The organism is Janthinobacterium sp. CG_23.3, assembly GCF_046115965.1.
In the GTDB taxonomy this organism is placed as follows: domain Bacteria; phylum Pseudomonadota; class Gammaproteobacteria; order Burkholderiales; family Burkholderiaceae_D; genus Janthinobacterium.
Genome location: NZ_JBJXIB010000013.1, coordinates 1 through 18,441 on the forward strand (window position 1 = coordinate 1; position 18,441 = coordinate 18,441).

General features: G+C 68.9%; 14 protein-coding genes. 11 read left to right on the top strand and 3 right to left on the bottom strand.

Annotated elements, in window-relative coordinates:
* Window positions 1–90: 90 nt before the first annotated feature.
* Window positions 91–807, bottom strand: coding sequence for a transposase (locus ACFDR9_RS05580; protein ID WP_409030340.1), 717 nt, complete (start codon window positions 805–807; stop codon window positions 91–93).
* A gap of 54 nt (window positions 808–861) precedes the next feature.
* Between ACFDR9_RS05580 and ACFDR9_RS05585 the strand changes: the two genes are divergently transcribed.
* On the top strand, window positions 862–1,449 hold the full coding sequence (locus tag ACFDR9_RS05585) for an O-methyltransferase (protein ID WP_409030341.1): 588 nt from the start codon (window positions 862–864) through the stop codon (window positions 1,447–1,449).
* Between the two features lie 27 nt (window positions 1,450–1,476).
* Here the strand turns inward: ACFDR9_RS05585 and ACFDR9_RS05590 are convergent, their stop codons facing one another.
* Both ACFDR9_RS05590 and ACFDR9_RS05595 read right to left on the bottom strand, forming a co-directional pair.
* Window positions 1,477–2,610 carry a serine hydrolase domain-containing protein gene (locus tag ACFDR9_RS05590; RefSeq protein WP_409030342.1) on the bottom strand — a complete coding sequence of 378 codons (1,134 nt, stop codon included), beginning with the start codon at window positions 2,608–2,610 and terminating at the stop codon, window positions 1,477–1,479.
* Window positions 2,611–2,685: 75 nt separating this feature from the next.
* Window positions 2,686–3,579 carry a LysR family transcriptional regulator gene (locus ACFDR9_RS05595; protein ID WP_035787930.1) on the bottom strand — a complete coding sequence of 298 codons (894 nt, stop codon included), beginning with the start codon at window positions 3,577–3,579 and terminating at the stop codon, window positions 2,686–2,688.
* Window positions 3,580–3,666: 87 nt separating this feature from the next.
* On the opposite strand from ACFDR9_RS05595, the gene ACFDR9_RS05600 reads away from it, so the two are divergent.
* The 10 genes from ACFDR9_RS05600 to pdeM all read left to right on the top strand — a co-directional run bounded on the left by ACFDR9_RS05600 (window position 3,667) and on the right by pdeM (window position 18,358).
* The gene (locus ACFDR9_RS05600; RefSeq protein ID WP_409030343.1) at window positions 3,667–4,644 is read left to right on the top strand and encodes an aldo/keto reductase; all 978 of its coding nucleotides are present in this window, start codon (window positions 3,667–3,669) and stop codon (window positions 4,642–4,644) included.
* A 79-nt stretch (window positions 4,645–4,723) separates the two neighbouring features.
* Window positions 4,724–5,560, top strand: a complete 837-nt coding sequence (locus ACFDR9_RS05605; protein ID WP_409030344.1) for a CheR family methyltransferase — start codon at window positions 4,724–4,726, stop codon at window positions 5,558–5,560.
* Between the two features lies 1 nt (window position 5,561).
* Entirely contained in the window at window positions 5,562–5,918 is a 357-nt protein-coding gene (locus tag ACFDR9_RS05610) for a chemotaxis protein CheB (RefSeq protein WP_409030345.1), read from the top strand.
* A 9-nt stretch (window positions 5,919–5,927) separates the two neighbouring features.
* Window positions 5,928–7,064, top strand: coding sequence for a hybrid sensor histidine kinase/response regulator (locus tag ACFDR9_RS05615; protein WP_017879099.1), 1,137 nt, complete (start codon window positions 5,928–5,930; stop codon window positions 7,062–7,064).
* Window positions 7,061–10,417, top strand: coding sequence for a PAS domain S-box protein (locus ACFDR9_RS05620; protein ID WP_409030346.1), 3,357 nt, complete (start codon window positions 7,061–7,063; stop codon window positions 10,415–10,417). Before ACFDR9_RS05615 ends, ACFDR9_RS05620 begins: the two co-directional genes overlap by 4 nt.
* Before the next feature lie 221 nt (window positions 10,418–10,638).
* The gene (locus ACFDR9_RS05625) at window positions 10,639–12,357 is read left to right on the top strand and encodes a RecQ family ATP-dependent DNA helicase (protein WP_409030347.1); all 1,719 of its coding nucleotides are present in this window, start codon (window positions 10,639–10,641) and stop codon (window positions 12,355–12,357) included.
* 179 nt (window positions 12,358–12,536) lie between these two features.
* The gene (locus ACFDR9_RS05630) at window positions 12,537–13,601 is read left to right on the top strand and encodes a ligase-associated DNA damage response exonuclease (protein ID WP_409030348.1); all 1,065 of its coding nucleotides are present in this window, start codon (window positions 12,537–12,539) and stop codon (window positions 13,599–13,601) included.
* Entirely contained in the window at window positions 13,594–15,243 is a 1,650-nt protein-coding gene (locus ACFDR9_RS05635) for an ATP-dependent DNA ligase (protein WP_409030349.1), read from the top strand. Before ACFDR9_RS05630 ends, ACFDR9_RS05635 begins: the two co-directional genes overlap by 8 nt.
* Window positions 15,240–17,702 carry a ligase-associated DNA damage response DEXH box helicase gene (locus tag ACFDR9_RS05640; RefSeq protein WP_409030350.1) on the top strand — a complete coding sequence of 821 codons (2,463 nt, stop codon included), beginning with the start codon at window positions 15,240–15,242 and terminating at the stop codon, window positions 17,700–17,702. The genes ACFDR9_RS05635 and ACFDR9_RS05640 overlap by 4 nt, the downstream gene beginning before the upstream one ends.
* Window positions 17,699–18,358 carry a ligase-associated DNA damage response endonuclease PdeM gene (gene pdeM / locus ACFDR9_RS05645; protein WP_409030351.1) on the top strand — a complete coding sequence of 220 codons (660 nt, stop codon included), beginning with the start codon at window positions 17,699–17,701 and terminating at the stop codon, window positions 18,356–18,358. Before ACFDR9_RS05640 ends, pdeM begins: the two co-directional genes overlap by 4 nt.
* The last annotated feature ends 83 nt before the right edge of the window (window positions 18,359–18,441 follow it).

Here is an 18,441-nt window from a genome sequence, read left to right on the forward strand (position 1 = left end):
GGCGGGGCGGTTTTGGTGGCATGCACGCATGATGCGTTATCCACGATTCGTTTACAACAACTTTCTACGCTGTACGCTCAGGCTGAATAGTCACGGATTTTCTTTGGTTGTCTTGGCCCATTTAGTTGTCTTGGTTGTCTCTGTTGTACTGGTTCCTTTTGTTGTCTTATAAGGACAGCGCTGTGGTTTTGACTTGACAGTGCGAGCGAACTTTCGATCGGGCCGTGGCGGGTCATGCAGAAGGACCAAACGCTGCCGCAGGCGTTGCAATAACGCCGGCATTTTGCCTTGCGCCTTTGTAATTGCTAGCCAGCGCAGCTCATACTGGAAACTATGGAATGCTCGGATGAAGCTAATGTCCGTCGGTTCGCAATTGGCCTCCAGCGCGGCTTTTGCCATTTCTGTGCGCAGCAAGTTGTAGGCGATAAGCAAGCCCCAAATCTCCTGGTTGATCCCCTCCTTGGTTCTGCTGCGCAAAGTGTGCTTCATCCCGATCATCGATTGCTTGATTTCCAGATAGCTCGTTTCAACGTGCCAGCGCCGGGCGTAGCATGCAACCAGTTCTGCCGCGGGGAACAGCAGGCGCTCAGTGAGCGACGTCAGCAGCGTGGAAACGCGTCCCTTGGCATCAATGGTTCTGATGGCGCGCGCTTGCCAAGTCTTGGGCAGGCTGGGGTCGAGTTTGCGGGCTTCCGCCGAAACCTTCACCCGTACCGGCGCGTCAGCGTGGCTTCCCTCGAGTACCGTCCACTTGGTAGTGCTCTTGGCGGGTATCAGGAAGTGCCGGTTTTTTCTACGGGTACTCAAGCCGACCAGGATTTCCGCGCTCTATTTTATCCACCGTCGACACGGAGCGAGGACATGACCGCATTGAACGCGCTGCTGCGCGAACTGGAAGCGTTTGGCGAAGACAACGACCACAGCCACGCGCAACGCGAGCGCAGAATGCTCAACATCACGCGCGACACCGGCGAACTGCTGGCGGTGCTGGTGCAGGCCCGCGGCGCCCGCCGCCTGCTGGAAATAGGCACCGCGAACGGTTATTCGACGCAGTGGCTGGCGCGCGCCACCGCCGCGCTCGGCGGCAGCGTCACCACGGTCGAGTATGCGGCGCATAAATTCGCGCTGGCGCAGGCCAATTTCGCCCGCGCCGGGTCGGGCGCGAGCATCCGGGCGCTGCTGGCCGACGCCGGCCGGGTGCTGGCCGAGGCCGCCGACGGCGCCTACGATTTCATCTTCCTCGATTCCAAGCGCAGCCAGTACCAGGCTTGGTGGCCGCAGCTCGAGCGCGTGCTGCGCGCCGGCGGCGTGCTGGTGGTTGACAACGCCACCTCGCACTACGCCGAAATGGCCGCCTTCGTGGAGGCGATCGGCGCCGACGCCGGCTTCACCTGCTGCCTGGTCCCGGTCGGCAAGGGCGAGTTCATCGCCGTTAAGGCGTCCGCTTGACGGTAAGCCTTGATCGGCGTGGCAAGGTTACGCCTTGCCACCCCCGCATGGCGCCGCCGCAAGCATCCTCGCGGCGACCAGGAAGTCGCTCCAACGGACCCAGCGCAGGTCGGCATCCAGCGCGGTGCCGGGCGGTACCTCACGCTTATGCGCAATGACCATGTGGCGTTTGGGCACGACCAGTAGATATTGCCCGAAATGGCCTCTAGCCGTGTAGGCGCCTTGCAGGACAGACCCTTCCGGCTCTTCCAACGTCCACCAGAGATAAGAATATCCGAGCCCGTGCCTGGTTTCGCTGGCCGGGTGCATGTCCGCCGAAGGTGTGACGCTGCGGCTGATTTTCGCCACCCAGTCGGCGGGAATGATTTGCTTGCCGCGCCACTGGCCGTGCTCAAGCATCAGGTAGCCCAGCCGCGCCAGATCCCTCGCCGACAGATAAAAGGTGTAGGCCATGTGTTCGGAGCGGCTATGATCGCCCCCCCTCCTGTGCTTTTTCAGGTTGAAGTCTTCAAGCTGCAACGGTCCGGCCAAATCGTCGGCAAACGCCTGATAAATATTTTTCTGCGTCAGCATCTCAAATGCGCTGCCTGCCGCGTTGAAATCCCAATTGTTATAGAGAAAATATGCGCCCGGCACTTGTGAACCGCGCGGCGGTGCAAAGGCGAGCTTGTCACCGCCGTTCGCGGCAGGGTGATACACGCCAGAGCGTGCGCTGAGCAAATCGTGCAAGCGGGCTTGCCGTTCAATCGGTAGTAGGCCGCCGACGTCGTCGATACCGATATCGGCCATGGTTTTGTCCAAATCGACGTTGCCGTTCTCGACATACTTGCCAAACATCATGGCGAGTACGCTTTTTCGCGCCGATGCGATATGGTGCTTGGTGGAATCGACCGCGCCATAACTGAACAGGGTGCGGCCATCTTGTACCGCGACGAGTGCGGTCGTGGCCTGCGTTGTTAAATAGCTGCGAGTTGCGTCCAACTCTTGACTGCATTTTGCATCCAGGCTAGTCGTCGGGATGGTTTGCCACGACTTGCCGGGATAGACCGCATTGCCGCTTGGGGCATCCATTGCCGCCGAAGTGCAGGCGGACAAGCCAAACCATACCGGGACGATGACAAACGCTTGGAGAAGCCAGGTTCTTTTTTGAGGTACTTGCATCGGGTATTCCAAAAAATAAGGGCGGTCAGTTGGGGAAAGAAGGGCGCGGCGTTCAAGGTGCCAGCCCCGGCGGCCTCACGCCGGCGGGCCCAGGTGTTCGCGGGCCAGCGCCCGCAGCAGCGGCGTGGCCGGGTGCGCGTCGGCCGGCGTGGCCAGGCCGACGCCGAGCGCCAGTTCGCCGCCCTCGGCCAGGCTGCGGTAGCACACGCCGTCCAGGCGCAGCGCCTTGAACGACTCGGCCAGCAGCGCCACGCCCTTGCCGCTGGCGACGTCGCCGAGCAGCACGTGGTGGTCGAGCGGCTCGCGCAGGAAGCTCGGGGCGAAGCCGTGGCGGGCGAACACCGCGTGGCAGTGGTCGAAGAAGGCCGGCTGGCGCGCCCGCTCGAACCAGTACACCGCTTCGCCGCCCAGGTCGGCCAGCGCCAGCGTGCGCCGGCGCGCCAGCCGGTGCCCGCTGTGCAGCGCGACGACGATAGGCTGCGCCCCCAGCGGCTGCAGTGCCAGCTCGAAGGTTTGGCTCGGCAGCGCGACGATGGCCGCGTCCAGGCGGCCGGCGCGCAGCGCCGCCACCAGCCGCGGCGACGGCGCGAACGTCAATTCCAGCGCGCTGTGGCCCAGCGCCGCCGCCAGCGCCGCGCGCAGCGGACCGAACATGCCCGCTTCGACCGAACTGGTCAACCCGAGCCGCAGGCCGGCCGGCGCCGGGTCGCGCAGTATCGAACGTTCGGCCCGCTCCAGCAGCGCCAGGATCTGCCGCGCCTGCGGCAGCAGCTGGCGCGCCGCCTCGGTCAGCGCCACGCCCTGGGTGTCGCGCTCGAACAGGCGCACGCCAAGGCGCTGTTCCAGCGCCTTGATGGCGCGCGACAGCGGCGGCTGGGTCATATGCAATTGCTGCGCGGCCTGGCGGAAGTTCAGGCACAGCGCCACGGCGACGAACATCTGCAATCCATTGGTGTCGAGTTTTCTCATACCTTATAGGTATCACGAAATGGCGCATTCCACAAGCCGGGCGCGGCGCCTAGACTGGCGTTTCGACTCCATTGAAAGGAACACTTCATGCAACAACGCATACTGGGTAATAGCGGCATCGCCGTGTCGGCGCTGGGGTTGGGCTGCATGGGCATGTCCGAGTTTTACGGCGCGACCGACGAGGCGCAGTCGCTGGAAACGCTGGCGGCGGCGCACGACGCCGGCGTGACGCTGTTCGACACGGCCGACACCTACGGCTTCGGCGCCAACGAGGAATTGCTCGGGCGCTTCCTGAAGGGGCGCCGCGGCCGGGCCGTCGTCGCCACCAAGGCCGGGCTGGTGCGGGCGGCCGGCGCCTACCAGCGCCGCGTCGACAATTCGCCGGCCTACCTGCGCAGCGCCTGCGAAGCCTCGCTCAAGCGCCTCGGCGTCGAGGCCATCGACCTGTATTATCTGCACCGGCTGAACCTGGAGACGCCGCTGGAGGAGTCGCTGGGCGCGCTGGCGCGGCTGGTGCGCGAGGGCAAGGTGCGGGCCATCGGCCTGAGCGAGGTCTCGCCGGCGACGCTGCGGCGCGCCGCGGCGATCCACCCGATCGCCGCGGTGCAGAGCGAGTATTCGCTGTGGACGCGCGAGCCGGAGCAGGGCGTGCTGCAAGCCTGCCGCGAGGTCGGCGCCGCCTTCGTGCCGTACAGTCCGCTGGGCCGCGGCTTCCTGACCGGCGTGGCGGCGCCCGGCGCGGCGGCGGATTTCCGCGGCCAACTGCCGCGCTTTTCGGGCGAAAACGGCGTCCGCAACCAGGCCATCGCCGACACCGTCAAGGCGATCGCGCTGGAACAGGGTTGCAGCCCGGCGCAACTGGCGCTGGCCTGGCTGCTGGCGCAGGGCGACGACATCGTGCCGATTCCCGGCACCAAACGGGTCGGCTACCTGCGCGAGAACCTCGGCGCGCTGCAGGTGCGCCTGGACCGGGCCGAGCTGGCGCGCATCGGCGCCGCGTTGCCGCTGGGCATGGCGGCCGGCGCCCGCTACACCGAGGAGGGCATGAAGGGCCTCGACGCCTGAGCGGGCGCGCCGGCCGGCGCGCTTTGCGCTTCTATCGTGTGCGAAAGACAATACGAAAGCTGGTAGCATCTGTCCGTACATGGATGGAGCGGGAGTGGCGGTGGACAAGGTGTTCGACATCGAGCTGAAATTATTGCTGGAGGGGATATTGCTGAAGTATCAGCACGACTTCCGCGATTACTCGGTCGCGTCCCTGCGCCGGCGCGTCCGCCAGGCGATGACGCGGTTTTCCTGCCAGACGGTGTCGCAGCTGCAGGACCGCGTACTGCACGAGCCGGCCGTGTTCGCCCAGATGCTGCAATACTTTACCGTGCAGGTCAGCGAGATGTTCCGCGACCCGGCGTATTTCCGCGCGCTGCGCGAGCAGGTCGTGCCGGTGCTGCGGACCTATCCGTCGATCAAGATCTGGGTGGCCGGCTGCAGCAGCGGCGAGGAAGCCTGGTCGCTGGCGATCCTGCTGCAGGAGGAGGGCCTGCTCGAGGGCAGCATGATTTACGCCACCGACATCAACGTCGACGCGCTCGCCGTCGCCGAGTCCGGCATCTACCCGATCGAGCGCATCGCCCGCTTCAGCGACAACTACCGCCTGGCCGGCGGGCGCGGCTCGCTGTCGGACTATTACACGGCGGCCTACAAGGGCGCCGTCTTCGAGCGCCGGCTGCGCAAGCAATTCGTCTTCGCCGACCACAGCCTGGCCACCGACAGCGTGTTTTCGGAGGTGCACCTGGTGTCGTGCCGCAACGTGATGATCTACTTCAACCGCGCCCTGCAAGGGCGCGCCACCGGCCTGTTCCACGAGGCCCTGGTCAAGCGCGGCTTCCTCGGCCTAGGCATGCGCGAGAGCCTGCGCTTCGGCGAGCACGCCGGGGCCTTCCGCGAAGTCGCGCCGGCCGCCAAAATCTACCAGCGGATCTGACATGGACGCACTGCCGCCGCGCGAAGTCGAGGACAAGCAAGCGCTTGCCAACGGAACCGCGTATTTCGCCGCGCCCGATTATCATGTGCTGTTCGAGTCCGAGCGCAGCGTCGCGCTGTCGCGGGACCAGGCCGTCAACTTCTCGCGCCCGTCGATCGACGCCGCGCCGGAGTCGGCGGCGTTGGCGTATGGCGCCGGCGCGCCCGGCATCGTCCTCAGCGGCGCCTCGGCCGACGCCGACGCCGCCGCGCTGGCGCTGGCCGGCGCCGACGCCGTGCCCGGCATCGAACAGATCGCGGCGGGCCCGGCCCGCCTGGGCAGCCCAACCAATAATACAACCGGCGCCGGCGCGCGCTAAAAGACGACCGTGACCCCGACCATCTCCATCCTCGTCGTCGACGACATCGAACAAAACCTGGTCGCCGCCGAGGCGCTGCTGGCGCGTCCCGGCATGACCATCCTGAAGGCGGCCTCCGGCGCCGCCGCGCTGGAACTGCTGCTGGTGCACGAGGTCGCGCTGGCGCTGATCGACGTGCAGATGCCGCAGATGGACGGCTTCGAACTGGCCGAGCTGATCCGCGGCAGCGAGCGCACCCGCGCCATTCCGCTGATTTTCCTTACCGCCGCCACGCGCGAGCCCAGCTACAGCTTCCGCGGCTACGAAGCGGGCGCCGTCGACTTCCTGTTCAAACCGGTCGACGCCAAGGCCCTGGTCAGCAAGGTCAAGGTCTTCGTCGAGCTGCACCAGCAAAAAAAACAGCTGTCGAGCCAGCTCGAGGAGCTCAAGCACGCGCTGCGCCTCAATGAAATGTTTACCGCCGTGCTGGGGCACGACTTGCGCACCCCGCTGTCGGTGGTGATGAACGGCGCCATGCTGCTGCCCTTGATGAGCGAGCAGCCGAAGGTGGTCATGACGGCGCAGCGCATCCAGAGCAGCGCCAAGCGCATGGCGCAGATGGTCGACCAGTTGCTCGACCTGGCGCGCACCCGCTCCGGCGCGCTGCAACTGCGTCCGGCGCGCGACGACTACGCGCGCATCTGCGGCGCCATCGCCGACGAATTCGCCGGCCCCGGGCAAGCGGCGCGCATCGCCATCGCGTCCAGCGGCGACACCTGCGGCGTGGTCGACGTCGGCATTTTTTCGCAGGTGCTGTCGAACCTGCTGAGCAACGCGCTGAACCACGGCGACGGCGGCGAAACGGTGCATTTGGGCGTAGACGGCGGCGCCGCCGACGCCGTCAGGGTCAGCGTGCGCAACCGCGGCGCCATCGCGCCGCAACTGCTGCCGCATATTTTCGAGCCGTTCCAGCAGGGCAGCGAAAGCCGCAAGAGCGCCCAAGGCCTGGGCCTGGGGCTGTACGCGGTGCGCATGTTCGTGCAGGCCCACGGCGGCGCGGTGGCGGTCGCCTCCGACGAGCGCGACGGCACCGTCTTCACCGTCACCATGCCGCGCCACGGCCCGGCGCCGCAGGACCGGCAGCACCAGTTGGACGGTTGCGCATGACGGCCGGCTACCTGCCGCGCGGCGGCGGCGCCACCGGCGAGCTGGTGCGCGCCCTGGACTGGTCGGGCACCGCGCTGGGCGCCATCGCCGACTGGCCGGCCAGCCTGCGCACCAGCGTCGACATCGTGCTCAATTCGCCGATCGCCATGGTGTTGATGTGGGGGCCGCGCCACGTGATGGTCTACAACGACGACTACGCCGCCATCGCCGGCGCCAAGCACCCGGCCGCGCTGGGCGGCAGCGTGCCCGAGGTGTGGCCGGAAATCTGGGACTGGAACCGCGCCGTCCTCGAGGCCGGCCTGCGCGGCGAGGCCCGGGCGCACCGCGAAAACCCGATGGTGCTGCTGCGCCACGGCGCCCCCGAGCAGGTCTGGTTCGACCTGTTCTACACGCCGGTGCGCGACGAGTCCGGCGCGGTGGCCGGGGTGCTGTGCACGGTGGTGGAAATCACCGGCAGGCTGCGCCAGGAGCGCAGCCTGCGCCGCGCCAGCGAGGAGCTGGGCGTGGTGAACCGCACGCTGGCGGCCGAGGGCCACGCCGCGCGCGAGGCCAACGTCCGGCTCGACGAGGAGCGCGGCCTGCTGCGCGCGCTGTTCGAGCAGGCGCCCGGTTTCATGGCGGTGCTGCGCGGCCCGCGGCACGTGTTCGAGCTGGCCAACCGGCCCTACCAGCGCCTGACCGGGCACCGCGCGCTGATCGGCCGCCCGCTCGCCGAGGCCCTGCCCGAGGTGCGCGCGCAGGGCTTTATCGAGCTGCTCGACGCCGCCTACCGCAGCGGCCAGCCGTACCAGGGCCGCCAGGTCGAGGTCGAACTGCTGCCGCCGGACGGCGGCCCGGCGCGGACGCGCTACGTCGACTTCGTCTACCAGCCGATCAAGGACGGCGCCGGCGCCGTCTCGGGCATCCTGGTCGAGGGCGTCGACGTCACCGAGACGCGGGAAAACGAGGAGCGCTGGCGCATCGCCCAGCAGGCCGGCGGGGTCGGCAGCTTCGAATGGTTCCCCGACACCGGCGAGGTGCTGGTGTCGGCCTCGTTCCGGCGCATCTGGGGCCTGGCCGACGAGCGGCCGGTCGACGCGGCGGCGCTGGCGGCGCTGGTCGAGCCGCAGGACCGCGACAAGATCGGCCCGGCGCGCATGCAACTCGGGCTCGAGGGCAATCCGCTGGCCTACGTCGAGTACCGCATCCGCCGGCCCGACAACGGCCAGTTGCGCTGGATCGCCCGCCAGGGCGAGGTGGTGGCCGGCGCCGGCCCGCGGCGCTACGTCGGGGTGTCGTTCGACGTCACCGGGCGCAAGCTGACGGAGGAGGCGCTGCACGCCAGCCAGGACCGGCTGGCGGCGATTTTCGGCCAAGCCTCGGTCGGCCTGGCCGAGCTGGACCTGGACGGCAATTTTCGCCGCGTCAACGGCGCGCTGTGCGCGATGCTCGGGCGCGGCGCCGAGCAGCTATTGGCGTTGAACATGGACGACATCATGCATCCGGACGACGTCGCCGGCAACGCCGCGCTGCGGCGCCGCCTGGTCGACACCGGCGCCCCGTTCACGCTGGAGAAACGCTACCTGAAGCCGGACGGCGCCCAGGTCTGGGTGGCGTCGAACTTTGCCCGCCTGGTCGACGAGAGCGGCCGGGCGCAGGCGTTGATCGCGGTGCAGACCGACATCACCGAGCGGCGCCGCGCCGAGCAGGCGCTGCACGAGTTGAACGAGACGCTCGAGCAGCGCGTCGCGCGCGAGGTGGCCGAGCGCGCCAAGGCCGAGGAGGCGCTGCTGCAGGCGCAGAAAATGGAGGCGGTCGGCCAGCTGACCGGCGGCATCGCCCACGACTTCAACAACGTGCTGCAGATTATCTCGGGCAATCTGCACCTGCTGTACCAGCAGGCGCCGCAGGACAGCGCCACGCGCCAGCGCCTGGAGACGGCGATCGCCGCCGTCGAGCGCGGCGCCAAGCTGTCCTCGCACCTGCTGGCGTTCGCCCGGCGCCAGCCGCTGCAGCCGGTGGTGGCCGACCTGGGCCGGTTGCTGCGCGATATGGACGCGCTGCTGCGGCGCGCGCTGGGCGAGGCGGTCGAGATCAGCAGCGTGGTCGGCGGCGGCCTGTGGAACACGCTGGTCGACCCGAGCCAGTTGGAGAACGTGATCCTCAACCTGGCCATCAACGCGCGCGACGCGATGGATGGCGCCGGCCGCCTGGACATCGAGCTGGGCAACGCCGTCATCGACGGGCGCTACGCGCGCAAGCTGGCCGGCGTGCAACCCGGCCAGTACGTGCTGCTGAGCGTGCGCGACAGCGGCTGCGGCATGTCCGGCGACGTGCTGCAACGCGCCTTCGAGCCCTTTTTCACCACCAAGGCCGAGGGCGTGGGCACCGGCCTGGGCCTGTCGATGGCCTACGGCTTCGTCACGCAAAGCCACGGCCACATCCGCATTGAAAGTGAACCGGGCCGCGGCACCGTCGTCAAAATCTATTTGCCGCGCTGTTTGCAGGAGGCGCAGCGGCACCACGAAGGCTTCGGCGACGAGGTCGCCGGCGGCAGTGAAACCATCCTCGTGGTCGAGGACGACGTCGGCGTGCGCGCCACCGTCGTCGACATGCTGGGTGAACTCGGTTACACGGTGCTCAAGGCCGAGGACGGCGAAAGCGCGCTGGCGACGCTGCACGGCGGCGCGCAGGTCGATTTGTTGTTTACCGACGTGATCATGCCGGGGCCGGTGCGCAGCCCCGACCTGGCGCGGCGGGCGCAGGAGTTGTTGCCGGACATCGCGGTGCTGTTTACGTCGGGGTATCCGCAAGACGCCATCGTGCACGGCGGCCGGCTCGACGCCGGCGTTGAATTGCTGAGCAAGCCGTACCGCCGCGACGAACTGGCGCGCAAGCTGCGCCAGGTGCTGGCCGGCCGGCGCCAGCAGAACCAGGAGCGCGCGCGGCAATCGATACCGGGGGGGACGAGCCTGAACCTGACCAACAACGCGCTGGCGGCGCAGCCGGGCGTGGCGCCGACTTCGCTGAAAATCCTGGTGGTGGAGGATAACCTGGACTCGCAGCAGATGGTGTGCGAGCTGGTGGGCATGCTCGGACACACCGTCAGCGGCGTCTCCGACGGCGAGCGCGCCTGGGAGCTGGTGCGCGAGCACGACTTCGACATCCTGTTTTCCGACGTCAGCCTGCCGGGCATGTCGGGCATCGAACTGGCCCGGCTGGTGCTGCGCGACAAGCCCGGCATCCGCGTTATCTTCTCCACCGGCTATGGCAAGGAAACGCTGGAGGGGATCGGCTTTGAAGCGCGGATACTGCGCAAGCCGTATGACTTGATGGAGTTGAAGGCGGCGCTGGAATACGCCGGCGCCGAGTAAGGGCTCCGGCGTGGCAGGCGTTATTATCACTGGCGTCGGCCCGGCGCCTTGCCTTGGGTAGATGGCAAGCGTCGCCCCCTTGCGCCGCGCCAAACCGGCCGCGGCGCCGTCGCCCCCTCCTACGCCCGGCGTAGCCGTCGTCCTATAGCGCGGCAACGCTCGCAACCGTAAAGTTGGTGCGGGCACGGGGCGCGGGCGCCGCCTTTACATTGGAGCAAGCCATGGCGAGCCAGCAGGAAAATGGCGCCGCGTCGGCCGGCGCGCAGCGGCGCCCGGCGGCGCGGCGCAAACAAGTCGACCGTTTGCTGCGCACCGTGTTCGGCGTCGAGCGCCTGCGCGACGGCCAGCAGCACGTCATCGACAGCGTGCTCGAAGGCCGGGACACGCTGGCCATCATGCCGACCGGCAGCGGCAAGTCGCTGTGCTACCAAATCCCCGCCTCGATCCTCGGCGGCGCCACCATCGTCGTCTCGCCACTGATCTCGCTGATGAAGGACCAGCTCGACAAATTGCAGGAGGTCGGCATCAGCGCGGCCCAGGTCAACAGCAGCCTGACGCGCGGCGAGGAGCGCGACGCCATCGAGCGCATCCGCGCCAGGGTCAGCGAGATCGTCTTTTGCACGCCGGAGCGGCTGGGCACGCCGGACTTCCTGGCCTTGTTCGAGCACACCCCGGTGGGGCTGGTGGTGATCGACGAGGCCCACTGCATCTCGCAATGGGGCCACGACTTCCGCCCGGCCTATCTGGAGATGGCGGCGGCGATCCAGGCGCTGGGCCGGCCGACCATCCTGGCGCTGACGGCCACGGCCACCGAGGACGTCAGCGCCGACATCGCCGCGCAACTGGGGGCGCCGGCGATGCACGTCGTCAACACCGGCATCTACCGCGCCAATTTGCGCTACCGCGTCATCCAATGCACCAACGCCGACGACAAGAACGCCGAGGCGCTGCGCCTGGTGCGCGACAGCGCCGGCGTCGGCATCGTCTACGCCGCCACGGTGAAGGCGGCCGAGCAACTGCACGACATGCTGCGCGAGGCCGGCGAAAGCGTCGCGCTGTACCACGGCAGGCTGGCGGCGCGCGAGCGCGAGGACAACCAGAACCTGTTCATGGCCGGCGAGCGGCGCGTCATGGTTGCCACCAACGCCTTCGGCATGGGCATCGACAAGAGCGACACCCGCTTCGTCATCCACCTGCAGGTGCCGGCCAACCTGGAGGCGTATTACCAGGAATCGGGCCGGGCCGGGCGCGACGGCTTGCCGGCCGAGTGCACGCTGCTGTACTTCCAGGACGACAAGCGGGTGCAGCAGTTTTTCCTGGCCAAACACTACCCGACGGAGCAGGAGCTGCGCCAGCTGTTCGACGCCGCCAGGGAGCTGGCGGCGGGCCGCTCCAGCTTCACGTTCGACGAATTGAAGGCCAAGGTCGACGGCGTCGCCGAGGGCCGGCTGCGGGTATGCCTGAAGCTGCTCAAGGACGGCCGCCTGCTGCGCCAGAACCGCCGGCTGGCGTATCTGCCCAAGCCGGGCGCGCCGGCGGCCGGCGTGTTCGAGCAACTGGCCCAGGTCTACGTCGACAAGCAGGAGCGCGACCGCGCCGCGCTGGAACAGGTGGTGGGCTACGCGCAAAGCGGTTTTTGCCGCTGGAAGCTGCTGCTCGACTATTTCGGCGACAAGGCCGACTTCGAGCGCTGCTGCCACTGCGACAATTGCCTGGCGCCGCCGGCCGTGATGGAAGCGCTCAGCGACGCCGGCCATGTCGACGACGCCGTCGCCCCGCCGGCCCCGGCGCCCGTCCCGGCGATCACCGTCGGCAGCCAGGTCAAGGTGCCGAAATTCGACATCGGCACGGTGCTGTCGGTGGCCGGCGACATGGTCACCATCGAATTTCCCGAACGCACCACCAAGACCTTCATGGCCGAGTTTGTCACACCGGCGTGACCAACACGCCGTCGGATAGCGCGCCGGCGGCGCCGACACCACACCGGCGGCAACGAGCCGGGGCAGACCTTCAGGTCCGCCCCCGGGGTTGCGCCGGCGGTTTTGTGTGCGCCAGTTGACAGTCGCCAGCCATGCTTTTAACTAGAATCAACCATCGTGACTGACATTGGAGCGGCGGCATGGCGGATTTGGTGGTGGTGCGGCCGCAGGGCCTGTATTGCGAGGCGGGGCAGTTTTACATCGACCCGTGGCGTCCGGTTGAGCGGGCGGTGATCACGCACGCCCACGCCGACCACGCCCGCGTTGGCCACGGCCATTACCTCAGCGCGGCCGCCGGCGTGCCGGTGCTGCGCGCGCGCCTGGGTCCTATCCATATCGACGGCCTGGAATACGGCGTGCCGCTGCGACACAAGGACGTGACGATATCGCTGCACCCGGCCGGCCACGTGCTCGGCTCGGCGCAGGTGCGCATCGAACACCGCGGCGAAGTGTGGGTCGCCTCGGGCGACTACAAGGTCGAGGCCGACGCCACCTGCGCCGGCTTCGAGCCGGTGCGTTGCGACACCTTCATCACCGAATCGACGTTCGGCTTGCCGATTTACCGCTGGCAGCCGCAGCGCGAAGTCTACGACGACATCAACGACTGGTGGCGCAAGAACGCCGCCGAGGGCCGCGCCAGCGTGCTGTTCTGCTACGCCTTCGGCAAGGCGCAGCGCATCCTGAGCGGCCTCGACGCCGACATCGGCCCCATCGTCTGCCACGGCGCCGCGCAGGCGCTGACCCAGGTCTACCGCGACTGCGGCGTGCGCCTGCCGCCGACGCGCATGGTGCACGAGCTGGCCGACCGCGCCGCGCTGAAGCGGGCCATCGTCATCGCGCCGCCGTCGGCCGCGGGCTCGCCGTGGATCAAGCGCTTCGGCGACTACAGCGACGCCTTCGCCAGCGGCTGGATGCTGCTGCGCGGCGCGCGCCGGCGGCGCGGCGTCGACCGCGGCTTCGTGCTGTCGGACCACGCCGACTGGCCGGGCCTGATGCAAGCCGTCGAAGCGAGCGGGGCGCAGCGCGTCATCGTCACGCACGGCTCGATTCCAACGATGGTGCGCTGGCTGCGCCAGAAGGGTTGGCAGGCCGGCGCCTTCGACACCGAGTACGGCGACGACGAGGCGGCCGAGGCGGCCGAGGTGGCCGACGCCGGCCCGGCCGCCGCAACCGCGGCGTCGCCCGACGGAGCCGCCGATGCGTGAATTCGCCCGTCTGTACGCCGAGCTCGACGAAACCACCGCCACCAAGCGCAAGCTCGACGCCTTGCAAGCCTATTTCAGCAGCGCGGCGCCGGAGAACGCGGCCTGGGCCGTGTATTTCCTGGCCGGCGGCAAACCGCGCCAGGCCGTGCCGAGCAAGCTGCTGCGCGCGTACGCGACCGCCTACGCCAAGCTGGACGACTGGCTGTTCGCCGAATGCTACGACGCCGTCGGCGACCTGGCCGAAACCATCGCGCACATTTTGCCGGCGCCCAGCCGCCACAGCGACGTCGGCCTGGCCGAGTGGATCGAGGGGCGCATCGCGCCGTTGCGCGGCGCCGCCCCGGAAACCATCCGCGCGGCGCTATTCCAGTATTGGGACGAGCTGGACGCGCGCGAGCGTTTCCTGCTGGTGAAGCTGATCGGCGGCGGCTTTCGCGTCGGCGTCTCGAAGCTGCTGGTGACGCGCGCGCTGAGCGCCATCGCCGCCGTCGACAGCAAGTTGATCGCGCAGCGCCTGATGGGTTGGACCGACGGCGCCGTCAGCCCGACCGCGCACGGTTTCCTGCAATTGATCGGCGCCCGCTCCGAGCAGGAGCACGCGCTGCGCGGCGGCCAGCCGTATCCGTTTTTCCTGGCGCACCAGTTGCAGGGCGAGCCGGAGGCGCTGGGCGAACCGGGGCGCTGGCAGGTCGAGTGGAAATACGACGGCATGCGCGCGCAACTGGTGCGCCGCGAGGGCCAAAGCTGGCTCTGGTCGCGCGGCGAGGACTTGATCACCGAACGCTTCCCCGAGCTGGCCGCGCTGCCCCTGCCGGACGGCTGCGTCGTCGACGGCGAGATCCTGATATGGCACGCCGGCGAGGCGCCGGCGCCGTTTAGCGAGCTGCAAAAGCGTATCGGCCGCAAGAGCCTGTCGGCCAAGCTGCTGGCCGAGCTGCCGGCGGCGCTGGTCGCCTACGACCTGCTGGAATTGGACGGCCTCGACCTGCGCGCGTTGCCGCAGCGCGAGCGCCGCGCGCTGCTGGAAACGCTGGTGGCGCGGGTGGCCGCGCCGCAGTTGCGCCTGTCGCCGCTGATCGTCGCGGCGCAGTGGCAAGAGTTGGCGGCGATCCGCGGCGAATCGCGCGCCCGCGGCGTCGAGGGCATGATGCTCAAGGCGCGGGACGGCGCCTACGGCGTGGGCCGCACCAAGGACGTCGGCACCTGGTGGAAGTGGAAGATCGACCCCTACACCATCGACGCGGTGCTGATCTACGCGCAAAGCGGCCATGGCCGCCGCGCCTCGCTGTACACCGACTACACCTTCGCCGTCTGGGACGCCGACCCGGACCCCGGCCACGCCGGGGCGGGCGGGCGCAAGCTGGTGCCGTTCGCCAAGGCGTATTCCGGCCTCACCGACGCCGAAATCGCCCAGGTCGACAACGTGATCCGCAAGACGACGATCGAGAAGTTCGGCCCGGTGCGCAGCGTCAAGCCGAGCATGGTGTTCGAGATCGGCTTCGAGGGCATCGCCGCGTCGAGCCGGCACAAGGCCGGCATCGCGGTGCGCTTTCCGCGCATCCTGCGCCGGCGCGACGACAAAAGCGTCGACGACGCCGACACGCTGGACGCGCTCAAGGGCCTGCTGGCGGCGCCTCCATGACGCTGGCGCGGCGCATCGACCAGTGGTTCGACGAACGCGGTTGGCGGGTGTTCCCTTTCCAGCGCGCGCTGTGGCGGGCGGCGCTGGCCGGCCGCTCCGGGCTGCTGCACGCCAGCACCGGCGCCGGCAAAACCTACGCGGTGTGGTTTGCCGCGCTGTTGCGCGGCGCGCGCGCCGACGCCGGCGGCAAGGCCGCGAAGCGCGGCCTGCGGGTGGTGTGGATTACGCCGATGCGGGCGCTGGCCGCCGACACCCTGCGCGCCTTGCAAGAGTCCGGCGCGGCGCTGGCGCCCGGCTGGCGCATCGACGCGCGCACCGGCGACACCAGCGCGGCGCAGCGCGCGCGCCAGGCCAAGACGCTACCCGAGGTGCTGGTGACGACGCCGGAAAGCCTGACCTTGCTGCTGAGCAAACCGGACGCCGAAGCCCGGTTCGGCATGCTCGACATGGTGGTGCTCGACGAGTGGCACGAGCTGATGGGCAGCAAACGCGGCGTGCAGGCGCAGCTGGCGCTGGCGCGCTTGCGGCGCTGGAATCCGGCGCTGCTGACCTGGGGCCTGTCGGCGACCATCGGCGACGTCGCCCAGGCCCAGGCCGTGTTGTTGGGCGGCGCCGACGCCGGCGGCCTGCTGCTGGAGGGCGATATCGGCAAACAGATCCTGGTCGACACGCTGATCCCGCCGCAGCCGTCGCGCTTTCCGTGGAGCGGCCATTTGGGCCTGGACATGCTGCAGCCGGTGGTGGCCGAGATCGAGCGCCACCAGGCCACGCTGGTGTTTACCAACACCCGCTCGCAGGCCGAGCTGTGGTATCAGAACCTGCTGGCGGCGCGGCCGGACTGGGCCGGGGTGATCGCGCTGCACCACGGCTCGCTCGACAAGGCGGTGCGCGACTGGGTCGAGAAGGGTGTCAAGGACGGCCGCTTGAAGGCGGTGGTGTGTACCTCCAGCCTGGACCTGGGCGTCGACTTCCTGCCGGTCGAACGGGTGCTGCAGATCGGCAGCGCCAAGGGCATCGGCCGGCTGTTGCAGCGCGCCGGGCGCAGCGGCCACGCGCCCGGACGCGTGTCGCGCCTGACGCTGGTGCCGACCCACAGCCTGGAGCTGCTGGAGGCGGCCGGCGCGAAACAGGCGGTGGCCGAGCGCCGGGTCGAGCCGCGGCCGGCGCCGGACAAGCCGCTCGACGTGCTGGTGCAGCATCTGGTCACGGTCGCGCTGGGCGGCGGTTTTCGCCCCGACGCGCTGTACGACGAGGTGCGCACGGCCTGGTCGTACCGCGCGCTGACGCCGCGGGAATGGCAGTGGGCGCTGGACTTCGTCGCGCGCGGCGGCCAGAGCCTGACCGTGTACCCGGAATACCGGCGCGTGCTGGCCGACGCCGACGGCGTCTACCGGGTGCCGGACGCGGCGCTGGGCCGGCGCCACCGGATGGGCATCGGCACCATCGTCTCGGAGGCGTCGATCCAGGTCAAATTCATGCGCGGCGGCAAAATCGGCAGCGTCGAGGAAGCCTTTATCTCGCGCCTCAAGCAGGGCGACCATTTCCTGTTCGGCGGGCGCATCCTGGAGTTTGTGCGGGTCCATGAAATGACCGCGTATGTGAAGCGCGCCAGCGGCAGCAAGGGGGCGGTGCCGCGCTGGCAGGGCGGCAAGATGCCGCTGTCGTCGGAGCTGGCGCACGCGGCGCTGGAACAGTTGCGCCTGGCCGCGCTGGGCCGCTACGACGGCCCGGAAATGCTGGCCCTGAAGCCGCTGCTGGAGATCCAGCAGCGCTGGTCGGCGCTGCCGTCGGCCGACACGCTGCTAGTCGAAAGCCTGGCCAGCCGCGAGGGCCGGCATCTGTTCCTGTTCCCGTTCGCCGGGCGCGCCGTGCACATCGGGCTGGCCGCGCTGTTGGCCTACCGCATCGGCCGGCTGCAAGCGGCGACGTTTTCGATTGCCGTCAACGATTACGGTTTCGAGCTGCTGGGGCCGGAATCGCTGGACGTGGCGGCGCTGTTCCAGGGCGCCGATGGCGGCGCGGCCCTGTTCAGCGCCGACGCCCTGCTGGAGGACGTGCTGGCCAGCCTGAACGCGACCGAGCTGTCGCAGCGGCGTTTTCGCGAAATCGCCCGCATTGCCGGGCTGGTGTTCCAAGGCTATCCGGGGCAGCCGAAGAGCGCGCGCCAGTTGCAGGCGTCGTCGTCGCTGTTCTTCGAGGTGTTTCGCAAGCACGACGCCGGCAATCTGCTGCTCACGCAGGCCCAGCGCGAAGTGCTGGAGCAGGAGCTGGAGCTGACGCGCCTGCGCGCCACCCTGTTGGAGTTGCAGGGGCGCCGCATCGCTTTCAAGCCAACCAAGCGCGCCACGCCGTTCGGCTTTGGCCTGATGGTCGAGCGTTTCCGAGAAAAACTGACAACCGAAAAACTCGCCGACCGCATCGGCCGCCTGCTGCGCGAGCTGGAGAAGGCCGCCGCATGACGGCGTACGCGCTCAGCCTGGCCGGCGAGTCCGTGCTGTTATTGCCGCAGAAGGCGCTGTACTGGCCGCGCCGCAAGACGCTGCTCGTCGCCGACATCCATTTCGGCAAGGCCAGCGCCTTCCGCGCGCAGGGCGTGCCGGTGCCGCGCGGCACCACCTCGGCCAATCTGGCGGCGCTCGACGAACTGCTCGCCCTGCACCCGGTGGAACGGATTGTCTTCCTGGGCGACTTCCTGCACGCCCGCGCCGCCCACGCGCCGGCCACGCTGGCGGCCATGCTGGCCTGGCGCGGGCGCCATCGAAAGCTGGCGCTGACGCTGGTGCGCGGCAACCACGACCGGCACGCCGGCGATCCGTCGGCCCTGCTGGGCATCGAAATGGTCGACGAGCCGTGGCAGCTCGGGCCGTTTTCGCTGTGCCACCATCCGGACCTGGCGGCGCCCGGCTACGTGCTGGCCGGGCACGTGCACCCGGTGTTCCGGCTGGCGGCGGGCCGCGACGCGCTGCGCTTGCCGTGTTTTCTGGTCGGCGCGGCGCGCGCGGTGTTGCCGTCGTTCGGCGCGTTCACCGGCGGCTTCGCGGTCGCGCCAGCGGCCGGCGAGCGGTTGTTCCTGGTCGCCGGCGAGGCGGTGCTGGCGCTGCCCGGGCGGGGTTGAGACAGGTCAACGGGGTGCAAGACTGGTCCTACAGGCGTGCGTGTTTTTCTCCTATTTTGGAACGCAGGCGCGCGCACTACCAT